Origin of the sequence: Anaerotignum sp. (assembly GCF_030625865.1) — a bacterium.
Taxonomy (GTDB): Bacteria; Bacillota; Clostridia; order Lachnospirales; family Anaerotignaceae; genus Chakrabartyella.
In genome coordinates this window covers 32,950-51,079 of record NZ_DAOUQB010000007.1, presented here as the reverse complement: position 1 = coordinate 51,079, position 18,130 = coordinate 32,950, and the positions used below count along the sequence as shown (strand labels likewise).

15 protein-coding genes and 2 riboswitches are annotated in these 18,130 nt (G+C 39.4%); of the genes, 6 read left to right on the top strand and 9 right to left on the bottom strand.

Annotated features, from left to right (window positions below; all coding sequences use genetic code 11):
- Nucleotides 1-22 precede the first annotated feature (22 nt).
- Both P9Q65_RS03445 and P9Q65_RS03440 read right to left on the bottom strand, forming a co-directional pair.
- On the bottom strand, nucleotides 23-946 hold the full coding sequence (locus P9Q65_RS03445) for a SufB/SufD family protein (RefSeq protein WP_304507837.1): 924 nt from the start codon (nucleotides 944-946) through the stop codon (nucleotides 23-25).
- Nucleotides 947-951: 5 nt separating this feature from the next.
- A complete protein-coding gene (locus tag P9Q65_RS03440; RefSeq protein ID WP_304507835.1) occupies nucleotides 952-1,662 on the bottom strand; it encodes an ABC transporter ATP-binding protein in 711 nt (236 codons plus the stop codon).
- Between the two features lie 206 nt (nucleotides 1,663-1,868).
- On the opposite strand from P9Q65_RS03440, the gene P9Q65_RS03435 reads away from it, so the two are divergent.
- Entirely contained in the window at nucleotides 1,869-2,441 is a 573-nt protein-coding gene (locus P9Q65_RS03435; protein WP_304507834.1) for a hypothetical protein, read from the top strand.
- A 65-nt stretch (nucleotides 2,442-2,506) separates the two neighbouring features.
- Nucleotides 2,507-2,606, top strand: a riboswitch (THF riboswitch).
- Nucleotides 2,607-2,759: 153 nt separating this feature from the next.
- The gene (locus P9Q65_RS03430) at nucleotides 2,760-3,272 is read left to right on the top strand and encodes a folate family ECF transporter S component (protein ID WP_304507832.1); all 513 of its coding nucleotides are present in this window, start codon (nucleotides 2,760-2,762) and stop codon (nucleotides 3,270-3,272) included.
- A gap of 59 nt (nucleotides 3,273-3,331) precedes the next feature.
- Here the strand turns inward: P9Q65_RS03430 and P9Q65_RS03425 are convergent, their stop codons facing one another.
- Both P9Q65_RS03425 and P9Q65_RS03420 read right to left on the bottom strand, forming a co-directional pair.
- Complete coding sequence (locus P9Q65_RS03425; RefSeq protein ID WP_304507830.1) at nucleotides 3,332-3,799, bottom strand: methylated-DNA--[protein]-cysteine S-methyltransferase; 468 nt, start codon at nucleotides 3,797-3,799, stop codon at nucleotides 3,332-3,334.
- A gap of 2 nt (nucleotides 3,800-3,801) precedes the next feature.
- Entirely contained in the window at nucleotides 3,802-4,638 is an 837-nt protein-coding gene (locus P9Q65_RS03420; protein ID WP_304507828.1) for a deoxyribonuclease IV, read from the bottom strand.
- Between the two features lie 357 nt (nucleotides 4,639-4,995).
- On the opposite strand from P9Q65_RS03420, the gene P9Q65_RS03415 reads away from it, so the two are divergent.
- Nucleotides 4,996-5,403, top strand: a complete 408-nt coding sequence (locus P9Q65_RS03415) for a bacteriohemerythrin (protein WP_304507827.1) — start codon at nucleotides 4,996-4,998, stop codon at nucleotides 5,401-5,403.
- A 191-nt stretch (nucleotides 5,404-5,594) separates the two neighbouring features.
- Here P9Q65_RS03415 and P9Q65_RS03410 read toward each other — a convergent pair whose 3' ends face one another.
- Nucleotides 5,595-7,235 (bottom strand): Na+/H+ antiporter NhaC family protein, encoded by a 1,641-nt coding sequence (locus P9Q65_RS03410; protein WP_304507825.1) that lies wholly within the window; start codon nucleotides 7,233-7,235, stop codon nucleotides 5,595-5,597.
- 228 nt (nucleotides 7,236-7,463) lie between these two features.
- Nucleotides 7,464-7,633, bottom strand: a riboswitch (Lysine riboswitch).
- A 230-nt stretch (nucleotides 7,634-7,863) separates the two neighbouring features.
- Here P9Q65_RS03410 and deoD point away from each other — a divergent pair.
- Both deoD and P9Q65_RS03400 read left to right on the top strand, forming a co-directional pair.
- Nucleotides 7,864-8,583: a purine-nucleoside phosphorylase gene (gene deoD / locus P9Q65_RS03405; protein ID WP_304507824.1), complete on the top strand. Its 720-nt coding sequence runs from the start codon at nucleotides 7,864-7,866 to the stop codon at nucleotides 8,581-8,583.
- Between the two features lie 151 nt (nucleotides 8,584-8,734).
- Complete coding sequence (locus P9Q65_RS03400) at nucleotides 8,735-9,937, top strand: class I SAM-dependent rRNA methyltransferase (protein ID WP_304507823.1); 1,203 nt, start codon at nucleotides 8,735-8,737, stop codon at nucleotides 9,935-9,937.
- A gap of 411 nt (nucleotides 9,938-10,348) precedes the next feature.
- Here the strand turns inward: P9Q65_RS03400 and gltX are convergent, their stop codons facing one another.
- From gltX to P9Q65_RS03380, 4 genes are all read right to left on the bottom strand, one after another.
- Nucleotides 10,349-11,800 carry a glutamate--tRNA ligase gene (gene gltX / locus P9Q65_RS03395; RefSeq protein ID WP_334307195.1) on the bottom strand — a complete coding sequence of 484 codons (1,452 nt, stop codon included), beginning with the start codon at nucleotides 11,798-11,800 and terminating at the stop codon, nucleotides 10,349-10,351.
- A gap of 364 nt (nucleotides 11,801-12,164) precedes the next feature.
- Nucleotides 12,165-13,598, bottom strand: coding sequence for a carbon starvation CstA family protein (locus P9Q65_RS03390; RefSeq protein WP_304507820.1), 1,434 nt, complete (start codon nucleotides 13,596-13,598; stop codon nucleotides 12,165-12,167).
- A gap of 523 nt (nucleotides 13,599-14,121) precedes the next feature.
- Nucleotides 14,122-14,862, bottom strand: a complete 741-nt coding sequence (locus tag P9Q65_RS03385) for a LytR/AlgR family response regulator transcription factor (RefSeq protein WP_304507818.1) — start codon at nucleotides 14,860-14,862, stop codon at nucleotides 14,122-14,124.
- Nucleotides 14,840-16,558, bottom strand: coding sequence for a LytS/YhcK type 5TM receptor domain-containing protein (locus P9Q65_RS03380; protein WP_304507817.1), 1,719 nt, complete (start codon nucleotides 16,556-16,558; stop codon nucleotides 14,840-14,842). Before P9Q65_RS03380 ends, P9Q65_RS03385 begins: the two co-directional genes overlap by 23 nt.
- A gap of 259 nt (nucleotides 16,559-16,817) precedes the next feature.
- Between P9Q65_RS03380 and P9Q65_RS03375 the strand changes: the two genes are divergently transcribed.
- Nucleotides 16,818-17,981, top strand: a complete 1,164-nt coding sequence (locus P9Q65_RS03375; RefSeq protein WP_304507815.1) for an AI-2E family transporter — start codon at nucleotides 16,818-16,820, stop codon at nucleotides 17,979-17,981.
- The last annotated feature ends 149 nt before the right edge of the window (nucleotides 17,982-18,130 follow it).

Sequence of the window (18,130 nt, the reverse complement as noted above, 5' to 3'; positions counted from 1 at the left end):
CCATCTCCTTTGGGACGTCTTCTTATTTCAAAAACCCATTAATGATTTGAGCTTCTGCTTCTTTTTCCGTTAAGCCCAATGTCATGAGCTTTGTCAACTGCTCCCCTGCGATTTTGCCAATGGCAGCCTCATGGATGAGGGTAGCATCTACATTATTTGCAATAATTTCGGGTTCTGCCGCAACAATGCCGTTATCCATGATAATGGCATCACATTCGGAATGACCATAGCAGGCATTGTTTCCGCAAAGCTTAGAGCGAAATAGCTGTTTGGAGCTATCCCTGGCAACAGAACGGGAAATCAGCTTTGCACTGCAACCCTCCCCCTCCAGTTCAACATCGAAGGAGGTTTCTGCATACTGCTCTCCGTGGGTCATGATTTTTTCTTTAATCACAACCGTAGCTCCCGCCCCTAATTTTGCGGTGGAAATTCGCTTGGTGGAATCTACACCTTTCAACTGCACTGTATCCATTTCAAGATAACTGTTTTCCTCAGCAAAGATATGCGTTTGGGGATTGATAATATTCTGTCCATTTCCATCCCCTTCCCCGATATGCTTTTCTACATATTTAACTTTTGCATCTTTCCCTACAAAAAAACGATGAATCCCATCATGCTGAGAGATGCCGCTACCGCAATTATGGATACCGCAACCGGCAACAATGGTTACATCTGCGCCCTCTCCAATATGAAAATCGTTATATACCACATCATGCATATCTGTTTCCGTAACCAGTGCAGGAATATGCACACTCTCATTTTTTGTTCCCGGCTTAATCATAATATCAATTCCTGTGCCATCCGGCTTAGGAATAATCTGAATGGTTTCTGTGGAGCTTCTGCCTGCACTCTTGCCGTTATTGCGAATATTAAATGCCCCTATGGTAGGAATACCCTCAACCCCTGCTACCTCGGAGAGCAAATTTTTGATTATATCACTGAACATGTTACTTATGCCTCCTTAAAAAATTTACAGCCCAAATCCACACCAAATAATCCAGGCAATACTTCCTCTTTCGTTCCAACCTGAGCAATTTTTCCGCCGCTTATTACCACAACCTGGTCAGCAATGTTCAAAATCCGTTCTTGATGGGAAATAATTAAAATAGAGCCTTTAATTTCTGTGTGCATTTTTTCAAATACATCTATTAAATTCTTAAAGCTCCACAAATCAATTCCCGCCTCAGGTTCATCAAATAAGGTAAGCTTTGTTTTTCTTGCCATCACCGTGGCAATTTCAATTCGCTTTAATTCTCCCCCGGAAAGACTGCCGTTTATCTCACGGTCAATGTAATCCTTAGCACAAAGACCAACTTCCGATAAATATTCACACGCAGCAGCCGTACTCAAGTTTTTGCCGCTGGCAAGCATAATCAAGTCCTTTACCGTAACGCCTTTAAAGCGAACGGGCTGTTGAAAAGCAAAACTAACGCCGCAATTTGCACGTTTGGTGATTGACCAATCTGTAATATCCTGTCCATCCAAAAGAATCTGTCCGCTATCGGGCTTTTCAATTCCTGCAATAACTTTTGCCAGTGTTGATTTTCCACCGCCATTTGGCCCTGTCATTACCACAAACTTTCCCTCTTCAATGACAAGGTTGATATTTTTTAATATTTCTTTTCCGTCAGCCGAAAAAGAAACGTTCTTCAGCTCCAACATATTTCTATCCTCCGTTTCAAAGACAACTGTCTTTATCTTTCGCAAATTCAAATAAAAAAACTACCCTAAATTATAACAATTTTCCAAATAGACTGTCAATATTTTTCGGTTTTTTTAGCGTTTTTCCTGTATAAAAACATCCTTTTCAATTCTCCTGCTCTATATTACAATAGTATATATAAAAAATAATAAAAGGAGGGCATCTCATGCTCGGGTTTCATACAGACGGCATCCGCCTAATCGGCGCATCCGATCAACTTATATCTATACTGAAAAAAAGAAAACTGCCTATCGTTTCTGATATTACAGGCAATACCTTGGTATTTGCGGTAAACGAAACGAATATACTAACAAAGAAATTATACGCAACATCCTTTTTTGCCGAGGAAACACCTTGGTTTGTCTGCACCGTTGGTGATTTTCCTCGCCCAACCAAAAATACCCTGCCCTTTCAAGGAGAATCTGACTTGGCAGATTTTATTACAGCAATTTACTATGCTTCCCAAGGCTTTTTACACTTAGACTTTGAGCTTTCCGAGTTAAAAGAAAAGCTTTCCCAAGAAAAAGACCGAAAAATTGTATCCGTTTTGGAAGAACATTTTGCCGACATTCCCAAAGACGCTTTTGCCATGTGCTTTTGCTTTTCCAACGGTGGCTTTATGGAAAGTGACCGACTTTTTGTAAAATTAACGAAAGAATTTGGTATGGATATGGGTAATGTCTTATTGGCGGGTACTTTTGACTCAAAATTCCGTTTTACCCGGGCTTTTGTTCTGTAAAATAGCCTATTTACCCCATGGAAAAAGGATGCTAGAATAAAACTGCATGGGCAACCATGTGCAAATACAGAGTAGGGCTTTGTGCGTTAAGTGTCTTGTGGACGGGGAGTTGCCACGAGAACGAAAAGGTTAATCCTTGCGGTACAAACCCCGCATCCCGCTGTCAAATAATGAAGAAGCGATTCCTCTTTATTATCACAGCAACCCCCGGAATGTCTTTGCATTCTGTTTTGGGGATATTTGCGTAGTTACTCACGATAATGAAGGGGTTTTTTATTTATGAAAAAACCCCACAACAACAAAAAGGAGGTCTTTTTCATGCAACAAAAATTTTCAGCCACTCACCGTCTCGTTATTATGGCTCTTTTGGTAGCAATTTCTATCATTCTTTCTCGCTTTCTTTCCATCTCCGCTTGGAACTTGAAAATCGGGTTTGCCTTTGCCCCCATCGCCATAGCCGGTATTCTTTTGGGACCTGTTCCCGCCGGTATTGTTGCTGCTGTAGCAGATTTTCTGGGAGCAACATTATTCCCTATTGGACAATTTTTCCCCGGCTTCACCCTTACCGCATTCTTAAACGGTATCCTGTATGGTATCTTTCTTTATAAGAAAACAAATCTAAAAAACATAGTCATAGCATCTGTTTTAAATGAATTTTTTGGCTCTTTGCTCTTAAATACCCTTTGGATCTCCATGTTATATGGCGTTCCCTTCTGGACATTGATGCCCACCCGTATTTTACAGGTATGTGTTATGACCGGTATCGAAATTATTGTGATTCGTATTTTTGCTGGTTATACATCCCATATTTTTAAAACACAGAAAGCTTAGTTTTCTAAAATCAGATTAAAACAGCTGTTGGTAACTGTTCTCCCCTTCCAACAGCTGTTTTATTTTTTGTTCTCTTCTTCCATCTCCAACAGAAAAACTTTTTTATCCAATCCACCACCATACCCTACCAGCTTTCCATCGCTGCCAACCACTCTGTGGCAAGGAATTATGATTGCTATGGGGTTTTTATTGTTCGCCATACCTACCGCTCTTGCACCCTTAGGATTCCCAATCTGCTTTGCAATCTCCCCGTATGAAGCGGTAACACCATAGGGAATGCGTTCCAGTGCCTGCCACACCTTTTTTTGAAATTCTGTGCCCCTCGGTTTTAAAGGCAGCGAAAAAGTATTCCTGTTAGCACAAAAATATTCCTCCAACTGCTTAGTTGCCTCTTCTAATAAAGGAGTGTTTTCCATAATATGAGGCGTTTTTATTTCTTCCTGAAACGATACACGGGTTAGAAAGCCATCCTCTTCCCCCAAAGCCAATGTCCCAATGGGACTGTGATAAAAGTGTATTTTCTCCAATTCTATCCCTCTTTTCTAAGTCCTCTCAATAAAGAAATTTCCCTTTCATATCCTTCTAAATCGTTGGGTGTTTCCAGATAAAAGGGTAAATGTATTAATTTCGGGTGGTTAATGATTCTTGAAATTGCTTCTATTCCCAAGGAACCGTCTCCAATTTTTTCATGACGGTCCTTATGGCTGCCCATGGGGTTTTTGCTGTCATTTAAATGAATTGCTCTAAGCCTGTCCAGTCCGATGATACTGTGAAATTCCTCCAGAACATCATCAAGATTTTCCACAACATCATATCCCCCGTCATAAACATGACATGTATCCAAACAAACTCCCATTCGTTCATGTCCATGAACACCATCAATAATCCGGCGAATTTCCTCAAAGCTCCGCCCTACTTCACTGCCTTTCCCTGCCATAGTCTCCAACAAAATCGGCGTTTTTCCACCTTTTTGCAAAACTTCATGAAGCATTTCTGTAATCATACCAATTCCAACTTCCACCCCTTGCTTTACATGACTGCCGGGATGAAAATTATACATTACATCTGGTAACAGCTCCAGCCGCTCCAAGTCTTCTTCCATCATGCGGAGAGCAAATTCACGCAAGCCTTTGTCTGCCGAACAAGGATTCATGGTATAAGGCGCATGGGCTAATAATCTTCCAAAACCACGCTCCTGCCCAAAGGATATATACGCCTCCATATCCTCTCGATCCAGAGCTTTCACGCTGCCACCTCTGGGATTCCTGGTAAAAAATTGAAATACATTCGCTCCAATTTTCTCCGCATCTTTCCCCATGGCAAGATATCCATTTGCTGCCGATAAATGGCAACCAATCCAAAACATATCACATTCCTCCCATTTTTGAGGTCAAAAATAACTTCGCCAAATAAAAATATAATTCCCAATATGCATTTTCCCATACAAAACCAGGCTTTAATATCCAGAATAAGGAAACTGTCCATAGAAAGCTCCTTAAACAGCTTTATTTTTATATTACTGTAATGGTTGCTTTTTCGCAAGCATCTTTCCCTCAATTCCCCTTTTGCTTCAAAATGACCTAAATTGTTAAAAGATAATTATTATTTTATAATATGTCTTTTCTTTTAAACTAACTTGTAGTATAATACATTTAAAAAGATATTACAAATTTAATTTTATCACTACAAAATTTATAACAGCAATGGTTAAGGAGGTTTTTTTATGGCTTTTACTTGGACAAAGGATCTGGAAACAGGGAATGCACAAATTGACAGCGAGCACAAAGAACTGATCCAAGCAATCAATAATCTTTTGGTGGCTTGTTCCTCAGGAAAAGGACGAAACGAGGTCGCTAACACCGTGGACTTCTTGGCACAATATACCAAAACCCATTTTGCTCATGAGCAGGTATTACAGCAGAAATATAATTACCCTGACTTTGTAAATCACAAAAAATATCATGAAGGCTTTATCAAAGTAGTAGATAATATTGCCTCTCGCCTTAAGGCCGAAGGCCCCACTATTCAACTGGTTGGAGACGTAAATATGCAGGTAGGCAACTGGCTGATTAACCATATTAAACGAGAAGACGTTAAGGTTGCAAAACATATTATGGAACATAGCAAATAAATTACATAAAAAGGACAGTAGCCACTTCTGAAAATTAATTCAGTTCCGTTACCGTCCTTTTTTAATTTGATAAATTTAATATTACTCACTTTTTCTTTGTTAAAAAAAGGGTGCCCACTTGATCGGCACCCTTCATCTGTCTTTTTATTCAGACTCATTCTTCTCTTTATTCCAAAAGAAAATCAGCGGTATTATGCCTTCTTATCTTTTGCGTCATAGATACTCTTAATAATAAAAATTGTAACTATCATCATTACAATGGCAATAGGCAAGTTAATCATCCAGTTTTGAATGCTAGCAGCCAAAATATAGTTCACTGCCGCCACTGCCGCTACTGTCAAAGCATAAGGCAGCTGTGTGGAAACATGGTTAATATGATCGCACTGTGCTCCCGTTGATGCCATAATGGTGGTATCGGAAATAGGAGAGCAATGGTCACCGCATACAGCACCGGCTAATGTAGCCGCTACGGTAATAATCAACAATTCGCTTGTAGGGTCTAAAATAGGAACTACAATGGGCAAAAGGATACCAAAAGTTCCCCAAGAAGTACCTGTTGCAAAAGCCAAGAAAACAGCAATTAAAAATACAATAACAGGTAATAAAACTTGAAGCATGCCTACGTTGCTTGCCAAAACCCCTGCAACAAATTCTTTTGCTCCCAATAATCCGGTGATCCCGCTTAATGTCCACGCAAAGGTCAAAATCAAAATTGCAGGTACCATTGCCTTAAAGCCTTCAGGCAAACAAGACATAAATTCGTTAAAGGATAAAATTCCACGAGGAATATACAGTAAGAACGTAATCAGCAATGCTCCAACAGAACCCAACAATAAACCAACGGAAGCATCACTGCCTGCAAAAGCATTTACAAAAGATTCTCCCTCAAAAAATCCACCTGTATAAATCATACCGATTACACAGCATATAATTAAAACAACAACAGGTAAAATCAAATCGATAACCTTACCTTTGCCTGTTACAACAGCTTCCGCTTCCGCTGCAAACGGTCTGGATTCCGTTGTATAAAGATCATTGTCTTTCTGTGCATTCATTTCATGTAGACGCATAGGGCCATAATCAAAGTTCAATAAAGTCAATGTTATCATTGCAACAATTGTGAGCAATGCATAGAAATTGTAAGGAATGGCACGGATAAATAAATCCAAACCATTTACACCGTCCACAACCCCGGCAACTGCCGCTGCCCAGGAAGAAATTGGCGCAATAATACAAACAGGTGCCGCAGTGGCATCAATAATATAAGCCAGCTTCGCACGGGATACCTTATGGGTATCTGTTACAGGACGCATAACGCTACCTACTGTCAAGCAGTTAAAATAGTCATCAATAAAGATCAAAACCCCCAAAATGAACGTTGAAAGTAAAGCGCCCTTTCTTGTTTTAATTCTTTGACGCGCCCACTCACCGTAAGCTGCAGAACCCCCGGCCTTATTCATTAATGACACAATGATTCCCAATACAACTAAGAAAATTAAAATACCTACATTCCAACCGTCAGCAAGCTTTGCCAACAATCCCCCATCTGTGTCACTTGTAAGCATGGTCAAATATGCCTGTTTCAGGTTAAAATTACTGTAAAACAGTGCACCCACAACAATACCTACAAATAACGAGGAGTAAACCTCCTTCGTAATCAACGCCAAAATAATAGCCACAAGCGGTGGTACCAAAGACCAAATTGTTGCATACATATTACTCACTTGTCCTGCTTCCGCATCGCCTGCAAAAACAGTAACCGTCATTGCCATGATCAAGAGTGAAAAAATTGCGATCTTGTTGATCATGGGATTTTTCTGCATGTTTCTCATAACCCTTCCCCTTTCCGTAATCATAAAATAAAGCTGCATAAAACCTACCTTGGAAACATCATCCTATCCCCCTGCACACAAGTCGCAAGACAACCTAATATCCCGTACACAGGCATTATAATTGTTTCTTGTTTCTACTAAAACAAAAGAATAGAATCCAAGAAAAAAAAACAAAGCCATGCAACGCATGGCTTCAAAAGTATCCCAATTAATATTTGGAAGTTCCGAGTTCCCGATAGCGCTCCACATAAGTGACAGCACATTACATATTTTGTAGTGCGCCAGCCAAGCATCCCTCAAGGCAGAGACCCCTAACTTCGGCAATGCTCCCTTTCCTCTTCCGCCTCCTTGACGTAATACGAAGGGCTACTCATGAACATCGCACCTCTATCTTATATTTATTTTCCGTCGAATAAAATCGACTATTATTCATTTATAACATACCATGCCTTTCTATCTAATGTCAAGCATTTCTAGAATAAAATGGAATTTTTATGGGTTTTTTTCATATAAAACGCCTTTTTCTCATGGACTATTCCCTTAAATCCAAAAAAATGGTATAGTATGGTATAGAAATAAAAAAAAATGCAAAACTGTATTTTACAGAGTACAAAGGAGGTAATTTCTTATGGCAACGCCACATAATTCCGCAGAAAAAAGTGATTTTGCAAAAACCGTTTTGATGCCCGGTGATCCCTTACGTGCAAAATTCATTGCCGAAACTTTTTTGCAGGATGCTGTTTTGATCAACAACGTTAGAGGAATTCAAGGCTACACGGGAACATATAAAGGAACAAAAGTGTCTGTTATGGCTAGCGGCATGGGTATGCCTTCCATGGGAATCTACAGCTATGAGCTGTTTTCATTCTATGATGTAGAAAATATTGTTCGCATCGGATCCGCAGGTGCTTTCAATGATAAGCTTCAACTGCGTGATATTGTTGCAGGTATGGGCGCAAGCACCACTTCTAATTTTGGTGTCCAATATGAAATACCAGGAACCCTTTGTAATTTAGCTGATTATGATTTGCTGACCGCTGCAGTAGAGTCCGCTAAAGAACTGGGGCAAGAGTTAAAAGTGGGGAATATTTTATCCTCTGATACGTTCTATGATGACCGTCCTGACTCAATGAAAAGTTGGACGAAAATGGGTATCCTGTGTGTAGAGATGGAAGCTGCTGCTTTATATATGAATGCAGCTAGATTGGGAAAACGTGCGTTGGCCTTGCTGACCATTTCCGATAAGCCTCTTACCGGCGAGGAAACCACCGCCGAAGAACGCCAGACAACCTTTACACAAATGATGGAAATTGCATTGGAAACCGCTATAAAAATGGATTCAAAATAATCTAAAAACTACCGGGGGTATCGAAACTTTTGATACCCCCTATCATTACAAAAAGTCAATGTATAAGGGAAAAAGGGAATTTATTTTTATTTTACTTCAACGAGTGTCTCAAAACGCTCTTTTTTTCACCTTAATAAAGGAGGATTCTTCCATGAATTTACCCACCGTCACCTTAAAAAAGGGTGAGGGCCGTATGCTAAAAGCAGGCGGACTTTGGATCTTTGATAACGAAATTGCAAATGTAAGTGAAACTGTGGTAAACGGGGAACTGGTTTCCGTCTTGGATTTTGACGGTTATCCTCTAGGCACAGGCTTTTATAATAACCATTCAAAAATTATCATCCGCATAATGACAAGGGACAAAAATACAGTAATAGATGAAGATTTTTTGCGTCGCCGTGTGGAAGCAGCCTGGGTCTACCGCAAAAAAACCGTGGATACTTCCTCCTGCCGCCTTATTTTTGGCGAGGCGGACTTTTTGCCCGGTCTTATTGTTGATAAATTTTCTGATGTACTGGTGGTGCAGTCTTTAGCCTTGGGTATTGATAAAATGAAAGATACCATACTGCGCCTTCTCTGTGATACATTGGAAAAAGACGGTGTTTTTATTCGTGGTATTTACGAAAGAAGCGATGCAAAAGTACGTCTTCAAGAGGGCATGGAGCGTGTGAAAGGCTTTTTAAGCGACCCCTTTGATACAAAAGTTGAAATCATAGAAAATGGCGTTAAATATATCGTCGATGTGGAAGATGGGCAAAAAACAGGTTTTTTCCTTGACCAAAAGTATAACCGTGCCGCCATTCATAAGCTTTGCAAAGATGCAGATGTTTTGGACTGCTTTACCCATACAGGCTCTTTTGCCCTAAATGCCGGAATCGCCGGGGCAAAAAAGGTATTGGGCATTGACGCCTCTCAGCTTGCCGTGGATCAGGCAACAGAGAACGCAAAGCTTAACGGGCTTGAAACCGTCGTGCATTTTCAATGCGAGGATGTTTTTGAATTGCTCCCCCGCTTGGAGGCCGAAGGAAGAAAGTTTGATGTAATTATCCTGGACCCCCCTGCTTTCACAAAATCTCGTAATTCTATAAAAAATGCAGTTAAGGGCTATCGTGAAATTAATCTGAGGGCAATGAAGCTCATCAAGGACGGAGGCTTTTTAGCAACCTGTTCCTGCTCACACTTTATGAACTATGAATTATTCACACAAACCATAGGGCAAGCCGCAAAAAATGTGCATAAACGCCTGCGCCAAGTGGAATATCGCACACAGTCTCCCGACCACCCTATCCTTTGGGCGGCGGATGAATCCTATTATTTAAAATTTTATATTTTTCAAGTTTGCCAAAACCCTTAATTACAAAATACTCATTTAATACAAAAAAGCAGGTAACAAATACAGCGCCATACACTGTAATTGTTACCTGCTTTTCTCGAGGGGAGGATATCTACATTCAGATCATCCGAATATATATAAAAGTCTAAAAGACTGGTCAGCAATTTCATGAATATACTATAACAAATCTTTTTGAAGAAACAATGGACAAAAACCGTCAATTCCATTAAGAAATCAGGTACAGATTCTTAACATAAAATAGGAGAAAAAATTTTCATAAAATTATTACCATCCCCAAATATTTTTAAAATGTTACTTCTTAGAAGGTTGAAAAATGAGCAATAAAAAAAGCCCAATTGCTTGGATTTGATTTATAAATCCTTACAATACAGGCTTTTGTTTTTTGGGGAAGAAGTTCTTCCTCTGTTTTTATTATTTACTCAAAAGAGAAACACCATTTTGTAAGCGACGAATTGTCTCCGCTTTTCCCAAAATATCGGCTAATTCAATGGCGCCACCGGGGGAAGTCGGTTCACCGGAAAGAGCAGTTCTTACAGGCCATAATAACTGACCATTCTTGATGCCCAATTCACCAACCAATGCCATCAAACAATCATGAATTGCTGTTTCGTTCCACTCTTCCAAGCCCTCTAAAACAGGAATTGCCGCCTGCAAACTTGCCAGAGCAATGTCATCATTCGTTTTCATCTTCTTATGGGTATACAATTCTGTACCATACACGGGCAGCTCCTTGAAAAAGGCAACCAGATGAGGAATGTCATTCAACGTTTCCAAACGTTTTTGCAAAAGTACCGCAATTTTTCTGAAATCCAACTGGGTTCCCGCCAATGCTTCATTTAATTTTGGCTCCGCCAAAGCAAAAAACTTCTCAAAATCCATGGCTTTCATATATTCGCCGTTCATCCATGTCAATTTTTTAATATCAAAGATGGCTGGCGATTTGCTTAACCCTTCAATATGGAACTTTTCTTCCAGTTCTTTCAATGTAAATATCTCTGTATTATCAGAAGGACTCCAACCTAACAATGCAATATAATTTACAATGGCTTCCACCAAATATCCTGCTCTAATCAAATCTTCAAAAGACTTGTCTCCATGGCGTTTGGAAAGTTTGTGGTGGGCATCTCGCATAACAGCAGGCAAATGCACATATACCGGTGCATCCCAACCAAAAGCCTGATATAATAGGTTATACTTTGGCGTAGAGGATAAATATTCGCTGCCTCTTACAACATGGGTAATCTTCATCAAATGGTCATCCACAACGTTGGCAAAATTGTAGGTAGGGAATCCATCGGCTTTCATCAAAATCTGGTCATCCAGCTCTTTGTTCTCCACCGTTATTTCGCCATAAACCATATCCTGAAAAGCAGTTGTCCCTTCTTCGGGCATTTTCTGACGAATAACAAAAGGCTCTCCCGCATCCAGTTTTGCCTGCACCTCTTCTTTTGGCAAATTGTAGCAATGACGGTCATACTTCGCAAAGGCAGAGCCTTCTGCATTGTTTTCCTTTAAAGATTCCAACCGCTCTTTGGTACAAAAACAATAGTACGCCTGTCCTTTTTCCACCAATTCCTTGGCAAAATCCATGTACATTCCCATTCTTTCACTCTGTACATAAGGGCCATAGTCCCCCCCTACGTCAGGGCCTTCATCATGGTGCAAACCTGTCATTTTCAGGGTATTATAAATAATATCCGTTGCCCCTTCTACATAGCGTTCCTGGTCTGTATCCTCAATACGCAAAATAAACTTACCGCCTTGAGATTTTGCAATTAAATATTCATATAGCGCCGTACGCAGGTTCCCGATATGCATATATCCTGTGGGGCTGGGCGCGAATCTCGTTCTAATTTCCATGATTCATACTTCCTTTCACATCATAATCTAACAAGCCCAATATACCTAATAGTTTATACGCAAACTTGTCCGCTGTAAAGCCCTTTTTCCTAAGGCTTTTACTGAGACCTCCGCCCTTTTTCGCCTATGATTTTAGAAATATCATCATTTCTATCTTTTTGAGTATACCTTTTCCTCTGTTTCTCTTTCAAATGAAACATACTAATAAAAACAACTATTTTTAAAAAATTAAGCCCGTATTGCAATGATTTTCAAAGCAATCGGGCTTTTATCTTTCGTATATTGAAAAAAGCTGGGAAGCACTAAGCTTTTTCTACAAAGAGTTTCGCTGACCCATCGGAGAGTTTTTAGAAATCTGTTTTATATATCACATATCCTGCGCCACGCCCTGTTCCATGTTAGGTGCTTTTTTCATAACCTTAACAATAAACAAGCCTAAACAGACAATGGCGAAAATAATACCTGCCGGGTAAGAAATTGCCGCACTTAACTTAAAGCCTTCCGGAGCCATCAAAATATAAGTACAGCTGACTGCTGACATAAATGTTGCAGGAACGGCAGCAATCCAAGGTAAAATTTGATTTTTACGCAAGTAAGCTGCGGCAGCCCATAGCGCAATCATAGCCAATGTTTGGTTGCTCCAAGAGAAATATCTCCACATAACTGTAATGTCAAGCTGAGAAAGAAGTGCACCAATTGCCAACAGTGGAATGGTAACTGCAAGTCTGGTTTTAATTTTGTGCTGATCAATTTTAAACCAGTCAGAGAGTACCAAACGAGCACTTCTGAATGCGGTATCACCAGAAGAGATAGGGCAAGCAATCACACCAACCATTGCGATAATAGCACCTAGAGGTCCAAGAAGAGAGTTGCAGATTTCATACACAACGCCGCCCTGGCCACCAAGTCTTGCAATTGCTTCCTGTAAGCCGCCTGTGCTTTCATAAAACGCAACACCAGCCGCTGCCCAAATCAAAGCAATGATACCCTCGCAAACCATAGCACCATAGAAAATTTTTCTACCGTCTCTTTCATGTTCCAAACAACGAGCCATCAAAGGAGACTGGGTTGCGTGGAAACCGGAAATTGCACCACAAGCAACTGTAATAAACATAAATGGCCAAACCGCCGTACCCTTAGGATGAAGGTTCGTAAATGTAATTTCAGGGATAGTATAGCCCTTTATAATAATTCCCCCTGCTACACCAATGGCCATAACGATAAGACAAATACCAAAGATGGGGTAAACTTTACCGATCAACTTATCAATGGGAACTAATGTGGCTAAGAAATAATATGCAATAACAACAACCAGCCAGAATTTTGCATTGAAAGCTTCCGGTGTGAGCATTGCCAACAAAGCGGAGGGGCCTGTTGCAAAAACAGTACCAACTAAAACAAGTAATACAACAGAGAAAATACGCATTACTGTTTTCATGAAGGGTCCAAGATAGATACCTACAATTTCAGAAATACTGGTACCTTTATGACGCATGGAAATCATACCCGAAAGGTAATCATGCACACCACCTGCAAAAATAGTACCGAAAGTGATCCATAAAAATACGGATGGCCCCCATAAAGCACCTGCAATCGCACCGTAAATTGGCCCTAATCCTGCAATGTTTAACAGCTGGATCAGAAAAATTTTAGGGTTGCTCATTACTACGTAGTCTGTTCCATCCGCCATTGTTGTAGCCGGCGTAGGTCTGTCATCGGGTTTAAAGGTTCTTTCAACAAAACCACCGTACAATAAATACCCAATGATAAGAATTGCAAGACATACGAAAAAACTAATCATAATTTTTCCTTCCTTTCCTCTAAAGATTAATATACTATAAGTTCGTCTGTCCTTCAGGACAGAACTTTTGCCGTCTGAATATTCAAACGGCTCATGCTGCATATTCCTCTTGAAACATGCTGATAGGAAAAGAATAGCCTATTTTTCTGATTTTGTACTGTTTTTTAGTGTCACTGGTTAAAATCCAAGTATAAAATGTGAAAATGCCTGTGCAAAATGCATTGGTCTCTCATTCATTTTTAATAAAAATAAAGAATGTAGTATAAAACAAATTCCATTTCTATCATTTCTTGCATCTTTTCGCCTTACAGTTTTTTACTTTTTATTACTGCAGACTTATATTTGGATTTTTTCTAAATTTTCTCATTACTTTTATACCAGAAGTATTTCATTACAAAACGTAATGATATCGCCTTTCTGTCTTTCTCAGAACAACAAAAAAGAGCCTCAAACCTTTCTCAAAAGGCACAAGACCCTCACAAAACTTTTATAAAATATATCACCTTTTACTGCCAATAAAAGGCTACATACTAAAAAGTTGTTTCAATTCTTTTATCTGATTTCTGCCTACCGTCAAAATTTCCTTTTCGTAGCCCTGCATCTTTACGCATGTGGTGTTGTTGAACCAAGGATAAATTTCAATCACATATTTCAAATTGATCAAGTAGCTTTTATGGATACGAAAAAAGCCGTTTTCTTTCAACCGTTCTTCAAAAGAATTCATGGAACAAGCCGCCGTAAATGACTTTCCTTTGGCATGTAAAATACAAGCACGCTTCCCCGTTTCAATATATACAATGTCAGAAATGTCAACCAATATCATCTTTTTATCGCAGTTAATGGAAATTTTTGAAATAGGTGATTTTTCTTCTTCCTTAGCCATTTCCCTCCCATTATTTTCTTTATTGCACTTTTTCATATAACGCTGAACCGTCTGTTCAATTCTTTTGGGGTCAAAAGGCTTTAAAATATAATTTAGGGCATCAATATCAAATGCCTTTTCCGCATAGCTATTGTATGCAGTAGCAAAAACAATCTCCACCTTAGGCTGGGCCTTTTTTGCCATGGCGGCTAAGGTTGTCCCATCTATGTCCCCTAAATTGATATCCATAAAAATTAAATCAAAGTCCTCTTTTAAAAATAATTCCATAGCCTCTTCTCCGGAACTTGCTTCCATAATTTCTGCTTCCGGCAAGCAATGGGTAATCAAATGCCGTAACTCACTTCTGGATGGCCTTTCATCATCCACGATTGCTATTTTCATCCGTTTCCGCCCCCTTGTTCAATGGAATTCTTATGTTAATTTCCGTCCCCTCCGGTGATGATTGAATGTCTAACCCGTATTTTTCCCCGTAGATACTTCGTAGTCTTTTGTCCACATTGGAAAGTCCTACTCTTGTGCTATCCAATGTATCATTATGAAGTGCATTTATAATTTCCTCCGGGATTCCATACCCAGAATCCTTTACTGAAATTATAACCAATTCCTCTGTTTGACGCACCCTAACCTCAACCTTACCTGTACTGCGTTTCATCGCCCCATGCTTCACTGCATTTTCTACAATGGGCTGCAATATGAAACTGGGTACGTTGCAGTTAAGATCGGTAGGAACATCCATAACCAACGTCAACCTATCCTCAAACCTTGCCTTTTCCAACTGCAAATAGGAATCCACATGGGAAAATTCATCATAAATATCAATCATATATTGATTTGTATTCAGCGTATTTCTAAAATAAGTGCTTAACACAATGAGCAGTTCCCTTGCTTTTTCCGGCTTTTCACGACAAAAGGCCGTAATGGTATTTAAAGCATTAAACAAAAAATGAGGATTGATTTGAGATTGCAACGCCTTAAATTCAGCCTTTTGCAATAACTCTCGCTGCTTCTGTGCTTCTAGCAACTCCAGCTGGGTAGAAAAAAGCTTAGACAAACCATCTACAAAGTCCCGATCCGTTTGAATAGAGATTTTAAACTTTTTTGTAAATACCAAGATAACTCCTACCACGCTACCTTTGCTGTGAAGCGGCGCTCCAACAATGGTAAATTTTTTTAAATGCTCATAAAAAATATCATTCTCTTCTGCAATCTCAGCTATTTTTACCCCATCCGCCGCAATTACCCTGCGCGCAATTTCCGGTAAACCTCTTTGTGTGTATTCTTCTTTCAGCAACACCTCATCACATTGATAGCTGAGGATTCTCTCTTTATCTGTAATAACTACGCCGCCATCCCTGGAATTTTCCAAGATCATTTTTGTGACTTTATCCATATTTTCCTTATTATACATTCCTTTTCTCAAAAAGGGCAGGCACCGTTCCGAAATATCAAAAGCCAGCTTAATTCTTTTTGCAGATTCATTGTCCTGCTCAATAAAGATAGAATTAAATACGGATATAAAAATAACCATCCCCAAAGAATTAAAAAGAATCATGGGTAGCGCAATGATTTTCACCGTAGCCAAGGCTGCAGCATAAGGCTTTGCCACCAATAAAATAATAACCATCTGAAAAACTTCCGCTAAGGCGGCTATTAAAAAAATATCCTGCTTCTTCCAGTTGTTTCTCTTTAAATATTTTGAAGCCAAAACCCCCATGGTACCCTCTACGAATGTTGAAATTGCACATGCTGTAGCTGTAAATCCTCCAACATCAAAAAAATAGCGGTGCAATCCACCAATAATTGCCGCACCTATCCCAACAATAGGCCCACCAATAATCCCCCCTGACATTACCCCAATGACGCGGGTATTCACAATGGCGCCGTTGACATTAATCCCTGTGTAGGTAGACAAAACACTAATCAAGCCAAAAATCACCGCTAAACCAATATTCGACTTGATATCTGTCTTGTATGAAAACATGAATTGCTTGATAAATGTTGTTTTTGTTAAAAGCTGGGCTATAATTACCAGCATAGACAAATTTAAAATCAAATTTTTAAAAATATCAATGGTCATAAACTTCCCTCAATTACTTTCACGATTTTCTGATATAAGAATACTACAACCCAAGAAAGTGGTCAACATAGGGATATTTTTTTAGGGTTGGTACACATTGCCATTTCATTTTATACATGCTATACTATTTCAAATTATTTGATTATTATAAAGTAAATCATTGAGGTTTTTGGGCACCTGTCTCACCATATATTTTTTGTAAAACGACCCAAAAGCAAATTTTAAACTCCATACTAAACTTGAAAGTAGGTGCTGAAAATTGGAAATAAATCGAAGTAGTCTTCGCAAAATACGAGGGCTGATTGTTTTTACAATACTCCTCCTTATTGGGCTTTACCGTTTTGATGTTGTATTAAGTTCCATTGGTTATATTCTGCATGTCCTATTTCCTTTAATCTTAGGTTGTGCAATCGCCTTTATCCTAAGTGTTCCCATGGAGCGTATTCGAAAAGTGCTTTTTGCAAAGGCCTTAAAACAAGCCACAGGAAAAAAAGCACAGCATCTGGAAAAATTGGCAACCCCCATAAGCCTCCTTGTGTCTATCATCTTGGTGCTTGCTCTATTGTTTGTGGTAACTGCCATGGTATTGCCGCAATTGGCTACTACCGTTACCGATTTAGCCCAATCCTTGCCCGAAAAAGTTCCCCGCTTGGTAACGAAATTTAAGGGGCTTCTGGCTGCCTATCCTGATATCTTATCCTGGTTGGATGGAATTAAAATTGATTGGCAGCAGTTGATAAAAACAGTGGCGGACTTTTTCAAAACAGGTGCTGGCAACTTTTTTGATTCCACCATTGGTGTTGCGAAAGGAATTTTAAGCGGTTTTGCAACTTTTTTTATCGCCTTTGTCTTTGCCTGTTATATTCTTTTGCAAAAAGAAACCCTGGGCAGACAAAGTCGCAAACTTCTTTTTGCTTTCTTAACCGAAAAACGTGCCCAGCAAGTAATCGAAATTTGCGGCCTAACCCACAGAACTTTTACAAACTTTTTTACCGGGCAATGCTTGGACGCGGTCATTTTAGGTACCATGTTTTTCATTGTAATGGTTATTTTCCGTTTTCCTTATGCATTACTGGTGGGTGTATTAATCACTTTTACTGCTTTGATACCTATTTTCGGAGCTTTTTTCGGTTGCCTTATCGGAACCCTTCTGATTTTAACCGTAAGTCCTGCACAGGCTCTTACCTTTGTTATCCTCTTTCTGATTTTGCAACAAATAGAAGGCAACCTGATTTACCCTCGTATCGTAGGCGGCTCTGTTGGTCTGCCATCCATATGGGTTCTGGCGGCAATAACCGTTGGTGGCAGTTTATTTGGCGTAATTGGTATGATTGTATTTATTCCGATTGTCTCTGTTGTTTATACATTGCTGAGAGAAACAACAAATTATCGTTTAAAAGAAAAACAAATAGACGTAAAATAACCCGCCCTTGGTAAGTAAAATCATAGAAAAAGCCCTATTGCAGAATATAAGATTTGTCTTATCAATCCTTGCATAGGGACTTTTTTTATTTGAAACAATATTTAAAGTTTTAATGTATTATAAAACTAAAGTAAAAAAATAAATATCGA

Bases quoted from the DNA above. Each gene is read 5' to 3' on its own strand.
- P9Q65_RS03445 (WP_304507837.1), bottom strand. From the start codon at position 946: ATGTTCAGTGATATAATCAAAAATTTGCTCTCCGAGGTAGCAGGGGTT.
- P9Q65_RS03390 (WP_304507820.1), bottom strand. From the start codon at position 13,598: ATGATTAGTTTTTTCGTATGTCTTGCAATTCTTATCATTGGGTATTTA.
- P9Q65_RS03410 (WP_304507825.1), bottom strand. From the start codon at position 7,235: ATGAGAAACATGCAGAAAAATCCCATGATCAACAAGATCGCAATTTTT.
- P9Q65_RS03420 (WP_304507828.1), bottom strand. From the start codon at position 4,638: ATGTTTTGGATTGGTTGCCATTTATCGGCAGCAAATGGATATCTTGCC.
- P9Q65_RS03415 (WP_304507827.1), top strand. From the start codon at position 4,996: ATGGCTTTTACTTGGACAAAGGATCTGGAAACAGGGAATGCACAAATT.
- P9Q65_RS03385 (WP_304507818.1), bottom strand. From the start codon at position 14,862: ATGAAAATAGCAATCGTGGATGATGAAAGGCCATCCAGAAGTGAGTTA.
- P9Q65_RS03380 (WP_304507817.1), bottom strand. From the start codon at position 16,558: ATGACCATTGATATTTTTAAAAATTTGATTTTAAATTTGTCTATGCTG.
- deoD (WP_304507824.1), top strand. From the start codon at position 7,864: ATGGCAACGCCACATAATTCCGCAGAAAAAAGTGATTTTGCAAAAACC.
- P9Q65_RS03435 (WP_304507834.1), top strand. From the start codon at position 1,869: ATGCTCGGGTTTCATACAGACGGCATCCGCCTAATCGGCGCATCCGAT.
- P9Q65_RS03430 (WP_304507832.1), top strand. From the start codon at position 2,760: ATGCAACAAAAATTTTCAGCCACTCACCGTCTCGTTATTATGGCTCTT.
- P9Q65_RS03400 (WP_304507823.1), top strand. From the start codon at position 8,735: ATGAATTTACCCACCGTCACCTTAAAAAAGGGTGAGGGCCGTATGCTA.
- P9Q65_RS03440 (WP_304507835.1), bottom strand. From the start codon at position 1,662: ATGTTGGAGCTGAAGAACGTTTCTTTTTCGGCTGACGGAAAAGAAATA.